The following is a 13,736-nucleotide window of genomic DNA, read 5'->3' as shown; positions in this document are numbered from 1 at the left end:
GAGGCGTTAACAACGACGATGTCGCTGGTCGGCGGGCAACATCTACGTCCTGCGTTACGTATAGACATAACTGCTTAGACAGAGCTGCCATCACTGCGCACGGGTATGTGTTCAGTAGTTTGGTATGTACATCGATCTACATGCACCGCATCAGCGGAGCTGGTAGATGGTGAAACATCTTGACACACAACGCTTGCGACGTGGGACAAGATATGGCGATGCATGCGGACATGAGTGCTCTGTGCCGCATAGAGCGCCTTGCCAGCGTCCGCAAGCAGCCCAGTACGTAGCACTTCACAGCACCGTGTACTGAGTGCGACATGGTGTCTCGCAGTTGAGTGGGTACGTGTCTTACTGCTCCGCAGCGTATGGGGGTAAGGACGCTGAGGCCCATCCCGTACATCGGTGCGGCACTTCACGCTGTATGTATGGCGCGCCGAACAGTGCAGGGTACGGACCGGTACACGTAGGAACGTATTTGCTGGCGTGTGGTCTGACTGGTGGCGCCCATTAACGCAGAAGATCCGGGCGGCCACCATCGAGGGTGCACTGTCTCGAGTGTTGTAGTTCGTGCTATGAGGCCCATTGCTTGGCGTAGCGCGTAGCTCCGTGACCACAGTGTTGTCGCGATTCACCTAGACGGTCTCGTCAACTGCACTGGGCGCGTGACTGCGCGCAGTGCAGCGTGAAGTAATGCGTGCATTATTACGAGCTGAACAGGCCGTTTGTGCGCACGGCAGTCGCCATCGACGCGGTCGGTAGCCACGTGTGCGGGGAACGAAAGTCGGAGACCAGGATCGCGGATACGATACCCAGGGACGAACAGAAGCATCGTGTCTGCACCCGGAGAGATTCGCGCTCTCGACTAGACCCGTGAAAGACCAAGGCGCCGGGTGACATAGCCACACAGCACGGCTGTCGGCCAAGTGGCTTGTGAGCCGACAGCTCAACGAAGCGGTCCCCGCGCAGACTTGCGCGTCTGCGTGACCTGACCCGGTGGGACGGGTTTTGACCGTTCGCGACACGGGTGCACAGAGCCATAAAGACATGAGACCACAGCGCAGCTCGTTCACGACGAGTTTCGTCCCACCAATGATGACCGGGGGATGGCATCCGCCTTGCTCGATCGCTCGTCTACCTCGACGCAGCCATCCGCCAACATGTAACAGCGGCCCTCGAAGTCTTTGGAATGGCCGGGCGGACCACATTGTTGGGTCACGACACAGACATCGGCCGCTCTTGTGGGTCCACAACTGAACCGGGCTGACTTAGGACGACCTGATGGCTGACCGGGGAACCAGTGCCACAACTACATGCGGCAGCTCAGGCGGGCACCTACAATCCGTGCTCTACGTAGATCACCTAGTCGTCTCACTCCCCCGGGGGCACCGGTGTCGCCGCCGGCCCCTCGAGTTCCGCCGCTAGGCCCAATGCCACAAAGCTCTCGGCACTTCGGGAGACTCCCTGAGTTATGGCTGCGGTGGGGTTCCGAGAACTGATCCGACGTCGTCACCAACCGGATGACACCCGTATGGGTCGGCGGTATGGGCCGGCGGGAGAATGTTCGACTCTGAAGGTGGGCCATCGTGTATCGACGACCCGTTGGGGCTGAGGATCAAGAATGAACGCTTAGTGCGGCTGACAGGAGTCCTGGCAATCGCGCTGAGACCGACAGACTTACGTAAACGGCTCCAGATCGCACCGTGACGAGCTGCCACCCATTTTGGCCCTAGGGGATAGGACAACTCAGTTTCGTCGTTCTGCGGGAAACTGGGAGGCAGCTTCGATTTGCGCAGGTCACGGTGCTCAAATGTTGTCGTGATCCGATAATCGTAGTCACGCGCTGGCTCTCGACCGGCACCGCTGGCCGGTGGGGGAGCGGAGAACCGCGGCGGAGTAGATCTTTCAGACCCATCAACGAACTACTGCTGATGGCCCGCTTGAGGCGCGCCTGTGCCTCAGTCGGTACCGCTTCTACCGACAGGCCGACGGCTTGTCGATTGCCTGCCGGTTAGCCCGCTCGATGTTGCTGCTGCGAGGGCTGCGCAGCACGAACTGCGTCCAGCAAGCGAGTGAACTCGCTTGCCAGAACACTCCCGTCTGAAAGCCCCAAGAGCACACCTTCCGCGCGGGCAACGGCTGTGTCTAAGCCAGCCACTGACGAGGGCTCCGGGGCGGACTTGGGTGACGCGGACGAATCGAACGCCGCAAGGTCGCGTTCGAGCATCTGCGCCATCTCGCGATGATGCTGAAGTTGCGCGGAAATTCGTCGAGCGGCGTTCTCGGCGGAGCGCCGGCAGGCATCCGAGCAATAGATCCGAGGCCGACCACGACCCGCGGTCCTACGAAACTCCTTTCGGCACTGCGGGTCAGCGCAGTACGCCGTCACTACCGGAGCTTTGGTCGACCGGTTCTCGATAGCTGCCGGAACTGGCGTGGGTGCGCCAAGGCGCCCACGCCGGCCGTCAGCGGACCGATCCATCCACCCAGTGTGGCATAAATTCGCGCGAAAATACAGCCGAACAACGCCCATGACCTGCGGAGATGAGAGAACCGCCCTACTTGATGTCCCCTGACCCGCCGTCCAACACCAACATAAAATCGCGCGGAAATGGCGCTCATACAATTACACCGATGTGATTCGAGCCAGCAAGGGGGTGTGATGACTGCAGGACGCGCAGGTAGCGCCGGTCCTAGCGTGGCCACTGCACCGCGGCTCGATCGTCCCTGCGGAAGATCGTGCTCGAGCTTGCGCAGTTCTTCAGCCCAGCACCACGGTCGGTCCCTACTACCGACGAGGGTCGATCAACGCCGGCGCCGCGCCTTCGGCGCGAACCAGATCTTTCCTACCCTGCGCCAGCTTCGTGCTGCGCGCCTAGCATCGCCAACCCAGAAGGGAGCCTCCGAACCTTCCGAACGCTGACATCTGAATAACGCGCGAGGTCCAACACAAGGACCCCCCGATTACCAGTCGGAGGGTCCTTGATCTGAAGTTTCGAGACTGAGTTACCAGCTCGGTCTCACGGGCTCTCGCCCATCCCCGAAGGGACTGTCTTGCCGGACAGATCTCAGGGTAGCGTGCGCCCTCTCGGAGTGCCCGCAATCCCTGTGCTCCGCGTGTCGCACAACCACACGCGGGGAATCGACTGCATTCGTCCGCAGCACTCACCCACTAGTGGGTGGACATGCTGAGTGAATGGAGGCAGTGGTCGCCCCGCTCCACAGTGCGTGTCGACGCAACAAATGAACACAGATACCGATCAGCACCATGGCCAGAACGAATGCCACCGGTGCCTATCGCGACGTATCTAGCGGACCGCCATTCCCGGTACACGCTGCTCGCATTCGACCTGGATGCAGGACCGTACGGTCCCGAGGCCGTTGCTGTGGATGCCAACGTACTTACCGGCGTCCTAACCGACTTGGGTGTGAGCCACCTGCAAGTGCAGTCGGGGCCCTCAGGAGGGCGGCACATCTGGGTGCGCGTCATTGACCCAGGGATACCCGCGGAAAAAGTCGCCGACCTTGCTCGTAGGCTGCGCGCACACCTTCCAACCCTCGACATCTCACCGCTTACCAACCCCGTGTCGGGCGCAGTTCGGATCCCCGGGTCTGTGCACCGGTCGGGCGGAAACGCGAGCCCACTATTGACCGGACGGGAACTGGGCAACGCCGTCAGGGACATGCAGGCTCGGCCGGCGCCACCCGACCTAGCTGAGTGGCTGATAGCGAGGTTCCCAACAACCGCGCGGCAAAACTCCACGCAGCGAACGACGACTATCGGCCTACGGCTGGTCGGGCAGGGGCCTGCCACACGGGTTGATCGCGCGCGAACCGAACTATCCACAACTACGGCTGAGCGCCTAGCCACGCGGCTCACAGCCGCCGACGATCGCTCGGCACACGCGTGGTCGATCATGCTCGGGATGGCCGCTAGCGGTTGGTGCTGGACTGATGTGCTTCAACATCTGCACAAGCCTGGACTCGTCCGCTTGCGCGAAGACCTCCGCCAGAACGAGGCGCACGCCCTCACGCAATGGCACAAAGCTCTGCGCACTGCTGCCGAGACAGCGTGGCCAAGAGCGCAAGGCGACCACACCGTCGACGACCCAGTCCGCACTCACATTGAGGCTGTCTTCGCTGCAGCGAACTCAGATCCCGCAACTTGGGCACGGAAGGGGTGGGCCAGTGCTGAACGGGTCCTGCACAGCCTCCTCGTTGTGTGCGCTCAGGCGCACACAACGACCGTGAACATCGACGTTCGCCGGCTAGCCGAAGCCGCTAACGTTCACGCCGCAACAGCATCGAGGGCACTCCACCGCCTCCAGGCAGAAGGCTGGATCAGACGAGTCGCTGAGGCGCAGGGGACAGAGTCGGCAACTTGGGAGCTCGCACATGTTGCGCATGACACAGCTGCAACACAAGGGGAAACACGCCCCCCGTTTGCCAGCTCCACCCTGAGACTCCACCATGCCCACCACGACATCTGGGTCTGGCGAGAAGGTTTAGGCGGAATCGCCGAGAGGATCCACGCAGCCTGGCAGGGTGGTCACGTATCCGTGCTCGGCCTTGTGAGTGCCACGGGTTACTCCAGCCGGTGCGTCCGTGCGTGGCTTCGCTACTTCAGGGAGCTGAACCTACTGACTCCCTACAGAAATAGGTGGGACGAAGTGGCCGTCGCATTCGGATCTTACGGCGCAATGGTCCGACGGGCGCAGAGCCATCTTGTCGATCGACTGGTTCGGGACTGGTGGGATGAAGAACTTCGCTGGCGAAAGCAAAGAGGGAAGCGAAGGTATCGAGGACCGGGCAGAGTGGCAACGGATCCGCAAGCAATCGCACTGCCAATCGCAGCGCCCTCGCGGACACGGTATGGGCGGTTCCCGACGCGGCCCAGCGGAAAGGTCGACTATCCGTCGGCTCGTTCGTTGGTGCGTAGTCACATGCAGACAAGTAACGCTGCTTAGGTGTCACCGCGATCATCAGGACTCCGCGTGACAGTTCAACGTCACGCCACAGCGAAGTTCCCGCGGGGTTTAAGGAGATAGTGCTGGGCCGGATTGGACGCCTGCTCACGCCGGCACACCTCCGTTGGCGGGCCGTTGATGGTCGGCCGGGTGTCGGGCGTCGAAACTCGGGAACATTTAGGTGACGACACAGCAACTGACGGGTGTAAGGGTCGCCGCAGCGGCCACCTCTCACCCGATTGGAGAACCAACCTATGGCAACAACCTCGACTCGTCTGCTCGCCGGCGCTGTGCTTGCAGCGGGCCTCGCGGGACTCGGAGCGGGTGTCGCGACCGCGGCGACGGGCCCGTTCGTTTCGGACTTCGGAATCCACCAAGTGCACGGCGGTGCCACCGAAAGTCAGGAGCCCTTCACCTTCAAATTCGGTGCTGAGTACGGCGATCCAGTTGACAACGACGACTTCACCCGCCGTGGCTACGGCGATCCGATCGGTGACGCTGGGCAGCCGAAGGTTTTCCGCCCCTGACATCCGGGGTGAGTTCGGTGCCCGGACCCGCAGTGGCGGGTCCGGGCACCTCTGTCTGCGAGGAGATGACGACGTGCGCGATGTCGTCGGTCAGTGTGCTCGTTGGTCGGCGGTCGTCAGGATCAGGTATTGGGCCGAGGCCTGTTGGTGAGTATCGGTTTTGGTGTTGCCGATGACCTGGGCGCCATATCGCCCGACAGTCAGTGCGCAGCTGTGTGCTTGGCTTGTCGGGTGCTTTTGGCAGGTGGCGGTGGGCAAGCCTGGTGGGCTGTCGGCGCCGGTCCAGCCTCGGGTGCGGTTGGATCCGAGGAAGCTGTCGAGATAGGTGCGCGCGCCCTCGGCGGTGTCCGCGCGGAAGACCGCCGAGTTCTCCACTGCGTTGGCATCCGAGCCAATCTTGGTCAGTACCTCGAAGTCGGTGACGGGGTCGGTGCTGGTGTGGGCGATGCCGCGGGGCCCGTACACCGCTCCGCGGTCAGGGGATTCGGGGTTCGCCCGCAGGTAGGCCGCGGTGAACGGCAGCGCGTAGATGAGGATGACGTCGGGGTCGATCAGCGGAGTTTCACCGTCGGGGGTGGGCGTGAACTCGTCGATGAAAATCTTCTGCTGAGTGATCGCGTTGGCCATACGCACCAACGACTCTCCGCTACGGAACTGCGTCGTGGGGCCGTAGTACCGATCGAAGAACACATACGAGTCGTGAGCGGTGACAGCCAGGATCGCTGTGGACGCACCGAAATCTTGGATGACAGTTCGGGTGCCCGGCGCCCCGTCGAGCGGCACGATGGGCTTGTTGTCGATTTCGGCGACCGCGGCACTCATTTGCTCAGCGGCGGCCGAGGCGTCGGCAGGGCTGCGATATCTCAGGACCGCATGCCGCAGCAGGTGACGAGCAGCCCCGACGTTGGCATCCCCGTTGTCGGCGGTGGTGACAAATCCGGTGACGAACTCCGCGTTGGCCGGAACGTCGGCCGCGCCCGGGACGACCGCGCGACCGATCCCGGCAGCGTCGTCGAACTCGCCGACAGGCCATTGCCCATGTGTGAGATCGGGATTGACCTCGAACGGTGCCAGCACGAATTGCGCCATCCGGGTCGCCTCGACCCGCTCGGGGTCGGTGACCGCGCGTCCGAACGCCGCTCGCGCCCGGGTGGGGTAGTCGCCGGTGTCGAGGGCCACAACCTGCACGGCAGGGTCGGTGAATGTTGCCGAACTGGGCTGCCCGTCGACCGTGCAGCCGGCCAGCACTGCGGTCACCGCCGCGGCCGCGGCGATGGAGCGACCGAGGTAACTGCGCGTCATCGTCGCCTCTCGTCCCGTCTACTTGGCGTTCTGGTCGGCCTTGGTGAGGATCAGATACTGAGCCGCGGCTTGCTGGTAGACGTCAGTCTTGTTGGGCGACTGCACTTCTCCGACGTAGCGGCCGACCTGCACCTTGCAGTGATAAATCGTGTACTTGCCGTCGGCGCTGGATTGGGCAGAGCAGTTGGCGGTCGGCAGCCCGGGCGGTGCGTCGATCTTCTGATCGTCGGCTTCGCTCGTAGCGGCCAGCGTGGCGGCCTGCTCCTCGGTGTCGGCGCGGTAGACGATGGAACGCTCGATCGCGTTCGCGGTCGATCCGGCCGCACGAAGGTCGTTGAAGATGCCGGCCGGGTCGCTGGAGAAGTGCGACAAGCCGCGCGGCCCGTACACCGCGCGCATGCTCTGCTGTGGTCGGCCGGTGATGCCGTTTTCCATCTCGGTGTCGGTGTAGGGCAGGGCGTAGATGAGGATGCTGTTCTCGTCCATCTTTGGCGGCTGGAAACCTTCGCCGTTGCCGCGGGCGGCGTTCTCCGCAGCCGTTGGGGTGCGCGGGAATTGGTCGATCAGCGCCGACTGCAACGTGATTGCTTTGCGGGCCATCGGCTCGAGCTGGTCGGAGTGGGCCGCCAGGGAGGAGGCGAACTCGTAGATCACGTACACCCCGTGCGGGGTGTAGGTCGTGAAGTAGCTCTTCTCGTTGCGGGTGGTCTCGAGGGCGTAGGCGCCCTCCACACCCGGCAGGCTGGTGACGGGGCTGTTCTGCTGGCGGGCGCTGACCTGGGCGAGTTGCTGTGCGGCGGCGCGGGCATCAGCGGCGGTTTCGTAGCGCAGCACCATGTTGTGCAGGCCACGCGGGTTGTCACGTTCGGTCGGCGCGGTGGTGAATAGTGACGAGAAGCCGCCGAGCAGTGCGTCGTTGGCCGGGATCGTCGCCGCGTCGGCGTTGATGTGGGACACCAGGTTGCGGCGGCTGGTGATCGGTGCGTTGGATTTGTCCGGGGCGGTCAGGTCCGGGTCGACCTCGAAGGGCACCACGATGAACTGCGCCATTCGCTGGCTTTCGACCTGCACCACTTGTGAGTCGTCGGCAACGCCGAACGGTGGGCGCGGTTCGGTGGGGTAGGCGCCCGGATCGAGCGCGGTCAGATCGACCGTCGGCTCAGCGCTACCGGTTGTGGAGGAGTCGGGGGCGGGTTCGCCGCCGGTGGAGCATGCGGCCAGCATGCCCGCGGTGACCGCGGCTGCGGCCGCGAGTGGGTACCAACGCTTCATCAGGGTCTCGTTTCTCTCCTGCAGCCCCTGCCGCGGGAGGACCAATGACCTCACCCGGGCTAGCGCTGCACACTGGTGTTGTTCCAGTGTGTTGCTGCGCGAACCCCGAACGGTTCCCCCGAAACCCGGATTTGCACGATCCTCTTGTTCGGCTGCAGAATAATGCGCCCACCTTCGCGCCCCCACAGTCGGGTCTGCCATCGCGGGCGAACGGTCCGCGGCGGTAGCCGCGGACAGTGAGTCCGGGCCGGGGTCCCGCACGATCATCTGGGCCTGCACCGCCGGCGCCTGACGCCCAGCGTTTTGCGTTGCCCTGCCGCTTCGACCAGCATGCTTTCCATGACCGGTCGGGGGAACGGCGGCACCGCTACGAGACGATGGTCGGCGTGAACGCGCCCGCAGCACCCCAGACGGGGGTTGATGCGGCCGCGGCGGCGGTCGTGGCTGAGGCGGGAAAAGTGCTGCGCGCCTACAAACACGACGCCGTCGCCGACCTCGCCGAGACGAAACTGCATCGGGCCCCGCAGCGCACCGTGGTGGTGGCCGGCGAGGTGCAGCGCGGCAAAAGTTCGCTGGTCAACGCCCTGGTCGGCTACCGTGACCTGTGCCCGGTGGGGGTTGATGTCACCTCCTCGGTTGCGGTGTCGGTCACCACCACCGGTGATCTGCCCGCTGCTTATGCCGCCGAGTTGTTCTTTCCCTCCGGCCCGCGGCCGGCTGAGATCGGCGAGCTGGCCGACTGGGTGACCACTGGCGGGCGCATGGTGTGTGATCGCAGCGTTGAGGAGCTGCCCACCGCGGCGGCGATCGCGCTGCGTGAGGCGGCGGTGGCCGATATGACCCTCATCGACACCCCCGGTGTCGGCGGCCTGGACCCCGGTTTGGCGAAACTGGCCGCGCACTCCACCCAGCAGGCGTGCGTGCTGGTGCTGGTCTGTGATGCCTCCGCCCCGATCACGGCCCCGGAGATGACCTTCGTTCGCGAGGCCAGCGCTGGTGTCGATGCCGTCGTCGTGGCCGTGACGAAAACCGACAAACACCTGGGCCGCTGGCGGGCGATCGTCGCCGAGAACCAGCGGCTGATTGCCGAGCACCTGGGGCGCACGGTGCCGGTGATCGGGGTGTCGAGCCTGCTCGCCGTCCTGGCTGCCGAGACCCCCGACCCGCAGGCGCGTCACCGCCTCGAGGTCGACTCCGGGATCGCCGCCCTGCGCGCGGCGATCACCGACCGACTCGATGCCGCCGCGGCGGCCCCGCACCTGGATGCGGTCCGCACCTGTCTGGACGGGCTGCGTACTGTGCGCACGACCATCGCCGACGAGCTCGCCGCGCTGACCGCTGGGGCGAAAGCGTTGCCGGATCTGACCGCCGAACGCGACCGGCTCACCGACCTGCAGGCCCAGTCACGCCAGTGGGAGCAATACCTCGCCCGGGACCTGACCCTGTTGCGGCAATCGGCGGTCGATGACCTCGAACGCCGCCTCGATGGGGTGCGCGAGAAGTGGACCACCTACATCAACAGCAATGGTATGCAGGTGTTGCGGCGCAGCGAACAGAAGTTCACCGCCGACATGCAGGTCGATCTGCAGATGGCGATGGCCGAAACCCTCGCCGGGTTTCTGCACGAGCTGCACGACACGATCATCACCCCACGCTTCGCCGACGACCCCGCGGTGTGGGAACAGATCAGCGACCGCATCGTCGCCTCGATGCAGGACAAGAAGATCGAAACCCACCAGGTCACAAGCAAACGCCAAGGACTGCTCGACCCGACGTTGCTGACCATGGGTGTGGTCGGGTCCTCCACCCTCGGTGGCCTTGTCGGGCTGTCGGCGCTGATGGGTGTCGGCGCCGTCATCGGCGCGGTGTGGGTCGGAGTGAACTTGAGCTTCCGGGCGATCCGCGCCGGCAAAACCAACCTGCTGGCCTGGCTGCGAGAAACCCTGGCCGCCACCAAGACCGCCACCGGCCGACTCCTCGACAGCGCCGTCGCCCAAGCCCGCCCCGACATCGTCATCCGCTACCGAGATCACCTGCGCGCCACCATCGACCAGCTCCAGACCACCATCACCCACGTCCAAGAGGCCGCAGCCGCCGACGCCGCCACCCGCGAGAAATCCACTCAACGTCTCACCTCGAACCTGGCCATCGTCGACAAACGCATCACCGCCGCCCAAGCACTGCTCGACGGAGACCCGACATGAGTAGCGCGACACCAGATTCGGTACACACCACGCTCGACCGCGGCCTGCACCAGCTGGCCGCGCTCGGCGGGGACTGCATCGACCACGCCAACGCGATCGGCACCATCTTGTGGTCACCGCCGCGCGTCGTCGTTGTCGGCCGACTCAAAGCAGGCAAATCCACGCTGGTCAACGCGCTGATCGGCGCCCCGGTCGCCGAGACCGCCGCCCTTGAGGCCACCAACGTCGTCACCGTCTACCGCGACGGGTCCCCGTCCCGGGCCGAGGTCCTCGCCCTCGACAGCACCCGCCACCGCGCCGCGCTGCGCCCCGGAGCCGGGATCGAGTTACCGATCCCGTCAGCCGAGGTCGCCTACGTTGACCGGTGGCTGCCCTCAGCGGCGCTGCGTGAACTCACCCTCATCGACACCCCCGGCCTGTCGACGCTGACCGCCGCTAACGACGCCGCCACCCGCCGGGTGATGATCGACGGCTTCGAACAGACCCGCACCGCCTCCATCGATGCCGATGCCGCGGTGTTCCTCTTCGACGCCGCACCCCGCGTCGATGAGATCGAGTTCCTGCACCGGCTGCCATTCACCCCGTTGACCATGCTCGGGGTGCTCTCGCGCGCCGACTCCTTCGGCGAAGGCGCCTTCGGCCGCCGCGACCCGCTCACCCACGCCGCCGCGCACGCCACCGCCATGGCCGGCCCGCTGGCCGGGATCGTCCACGCGATCGTCCCGGTGTCCGGGCTGATGGCGCAAACCAGCCACACCGGCATGCTGACCGAACGCCACGCCGCGCTGCTCGCCCAGCTCCGCGACGTCCCGCCACTGGACGTGCTGCGGATCTTCGACTCCGAAGACCCCACCAGCGGGGGAGTGCCGCCGGCCGAACGGCGCGAACTCCTCGCCCTGCTCGGCGAGTACGGCGTCCTCAACGGCCGCCGTATCGCCGCCGACGGCGCCGCAGCGCTCAACACTTGGCTGGCCGAACGCTCCGGGATCGCCGCCCTGCGCCACGCCCTGACCGCGGCCACCGGCCGGTTTGCCGTGCTGCACCGCGCCCACCGCATCCTGGCCCGCCTCGATCAACTGGCCTTCACCCATCCCGCCCGCGACCACATCCGCACCCTGACCGCCGGATTACGCGCCGACCCGGCCCTGGCCGCGGTGACCGTGCTCGAGGACTACCAACGCATGCTCGACGTCGACCCCGACGCCGCGGTCACCGACGAACTGCGCACCATCCTCACCGCCACCACCCCCGCCGGCCGCGTCGGCCTCGACGGCCACCCACCACCGGCCGCCGTCGCCGCCGAAGCCCACCGCCTCCTGGCCGCGGCCCAGCAACGCACCCTGGCCACCCGGTCGGCGGCCGAGGACGCCGCCCTGGTCACCCTCATCCGCACCTACACCGCTCTGGCCGCCGGCCACTGACACCCCCTCCCGCACAGGACGATCCGACACCATGACATCTGCCACCCAGACATCTGCTACCCACGCCTGGTCTCTGGCCATCGACTTTGGTACCAGCAACTCCGCGGCCGCGCATTCGGGCGCCACCAGCCGCAGCATCGAAGCGCTCTCGCTGACCCACACCAGCAACCTGATGCCCTCGGCGGTGTTCGTCGACACCGCAGGCACCGTCCTCGTCGGGGGTGCCGCCCTCAACTCCGCCGCACAGAACCCGGCCGGGTTCATCGCCTCACCCAAACGCCTCATCGGCGCGCAACCGGCCGTCGCAGCCAACGGGCACACCCTGCCGATCTACGGCCTCGTCGCCGCCGTGATGCGCACCATCATCGGCCGCGGGGTCGCCGCACACGCCGGCACCATGCCCGACCGGGTCGTGCTCACCCACCCCGAAGCGTGGGCGCCCCAACAGATCCAGGTCCTCACCGACGCCGCGAGGGCCGCCGGCATCCCGGCCGAGCGGATCACCACGATCTCCGAACCACGCGCCGCGGCCGGGCACTACTCCCGCTCCCACGCCCTGCAACACGGCACCAGGATCGCGGTGTTCGACTTCGGCGGCGGCACCCTCGACATCGCCGTCCTCGAGGTCACCCCCACCAACACCTTCCAAGTCATCGCCGCCCGCGGCGACAACGGTCTAGGCGGCAAGAACTTTGACGCCCTGCTGCAACGCTGGGTCGAGGACCGCCTCGCCGACCGCGAACCCGACCACGCCGCCTGGTTGCGCCGCACCGCCCCCATCGACGCCATCCAGTCCCTGCAGGACTCCATCCAGCAGGCCAAAGAGCTGCTGTCCGAAACGCCGTCGGCCACCATCACCGTGCCCGGCCCGAGCGAACGCACAACCCTGCAGATCACCCGCGACGAGTTCGACGAACTCATCACCCCCGCCGTCGACGCCGCCGTCCACCTCACCCGAACCACCCTCGCCGACGCCGGCCTCACCCACCCCGACCAGCTCACCGCCCTCTACCTCACCGGCGGGTCCTCCCGCATCCCCCTCGTCCAACAGCGCCTCGGCGAACTCGGCCCCGTCGCCACCCTCGACGACCCCAAAACCGTTGTCGCCCAGGGTGCGCTGCTCACCGTGTTGGCGGACTCGGCGCCCACCCAGCCCCGCGGCATCCCCGAAGCCGCCGACCTCATGCCGACCTGGCACACCCAACCCCGCACCTTGGGCTCACCAGCCCAGCCCGCCTCGACGCGGCGACGCTGGCTGCGCATCGGCGCCGCCGCGGCCGCCGTCATCGCCGCCGCCGCGATCGTGACCACTATCGTCACCACCGCCAGCGGCAGCGACGACGACCCCACCGATGCACCCCAGGCCACCGAAACCCTGGGCACCGACACCACCGCCGCCGGCCCCACCGGTGAAGACGGCGGGCCGATCCTCACCGACCCCGACCAGATCCGTCAGCAACTCCCCGGCGCCCTGCAATCACAGATCACCGACTGCAGCAAGGGCAGCTTCACCGACAACGGCGCTCTCACTCTGGACTGCACCCTCAACGAGGCCGGCACCCTGGGTGGCCTCAAGATTGCAGGCGGCCTATCGGACTCACTGCGGATCGACATCAACGTCGACGACAACGAAGCCGCCCGCGAGATCCGTAACCTGCGTAACGGGGTCTACAGCGCCGGCAAGGGCACCGTCGTCGAAGACACCAACCGCCAGGCAGCCGCCGAGATCACCCCAGGTCTCAGCGACAACGAATACTCCATCTGGTACGCCAACACCGGTACCGGGCTGGTCCTGAGAGTCACCGAACTGTCCTCCGTTGAGAACGCCCGTACCTTCCTCACCCGCTCCGGGCTCATCAACTAAGTGCGCAGAAGTGTCGACGTGATCGGGCAAGCCCACCGTGAAGGACTGGAATGACGAAGTCGCTCGAGCGCGCGATCGCCCGTGCGATCACTACTCGGATCGCCCAGCTCGATGACGGGCCACGCTACGCCGTCTATGCGACCGCTGGACTGGTTCTCGCCGCCTGCGCGCTCCTGCTC

7 protein-coding genes are annotated in these 13,736 nt (G+C 65.9%); 5 read left to right on the top strand and 2 right to left on the bottom strand.

Annotation, left to right across the window (positions count from 1 at the left end):
- Positions 1-3,185: 3,185 nt before the first annotated feature.
- Positions 3,186-4,967 (top strand): MarR family transcriptional regulator, encoded by a 1,782-nt coding sequence (locus tag Q9R39_RS24795; RefSeq protein WP_350339599.1) that lies wholly within the window; start codon positions 3,186-3,188, stop codon positions 4,965-4,967.
- Positions 4,968-5,221: 254 nt separating this feature from the next.
- Positions 5,222-5,494, top strand: coding sequence for a hypothetical protein (locus Q9R39_RS22040; protein WP_139115519.1), 273 nt, complete (start codon positions 5,222-5,224; stop codon positions 5,492-5,494).
- A gap of 90 nt (positions 5,495-5,584) precedes the next feature.
- Here Q9R39_RS22040 and Q9R39_RS22035 read toward each other — a convergent pair whose 3' ends face one another.
- Entirely contained in the window at positions 5,585-6,796 is a 1,212-nt protein-coding gene (locus Q9R39_RS22035) for a hypothetical protein (protein WP_065629348.1), read from the bottom strand.
- Between the two features lie 18 nt (positions 6,797-6,814).
- On the bottom strand, positions 6,815-8,068 hold the full coding sequence (locus tag Q9R39_RS22030) for a hypothetical protein (RefSeq protein WP_311278259.1): 1,254 nt from the start codon (positions 8,066-8,068) through the stop codon (positions 6,815-6,817).
- A gap of 377 nt (positions 8,069-8,445) precedes the next feature.
- Between Q9R39_RS22030 and Q9R39_RS22025 the strand changes: the two genes are divergently transcribed.
- Genes Q9R39_RS22025 through Q9R39_RS22015 form a run of 3 tightly spaced genes read left to right on the top strand, consistent with a single transcriptional unit; the run spans position 8,446 to position 13,557 of the window.
- Entirely contained in the window at positions 8,446-10,272 is a 1,827-nt protein-coding gene (locus tag Q9R39_RS22025; protein ID WP_311278279.1) for a dynamin family protein, read from the top strand.
- Complete coding sequence (locus Q9R39_RS22020) at positions 10,269-11,693, top strand: GTPase (RefSeq protein ID WP_311278258.1); 1,425 nt, start codon at positions 10,269-10,271, stop codon at positions 11,691-11,693. Before Q9R39_RS22025 ends, Q9R39_RS22020 begins: the two co-directional genes overlap by 4 nt.
- A gap of 31 nt (positions 11,694-11,724) precedes the next feature.
- Positions 11,725-13,557, top strand: coding sequence for an Hsp70 family protein (locus Q9R39_RS22015; protein WP_311278257.1), 1,833 nt, complete (start codon positions 11,725-11,727; stop codon positions 13,555-13,557).
- Positions 13,558-13,736 lie beyond the last annotated feature (179 nt).

It is taken from the genome of Gordonia sp. AC31 (assembly GCF_031844505.1).
Classification (GTDB): domain Bacteria; phylum Actinomycetota; class Actinomycetes; order Mycobacteriales; family Mycobacteriaceae; genus Gordonia; species Gordonia hongkongensis.
The sequence above is the reverse complement of the archived record's forward strand: the minus strand, read 5'-3'. Positions and strand labels throughout refer to the sequence as shown.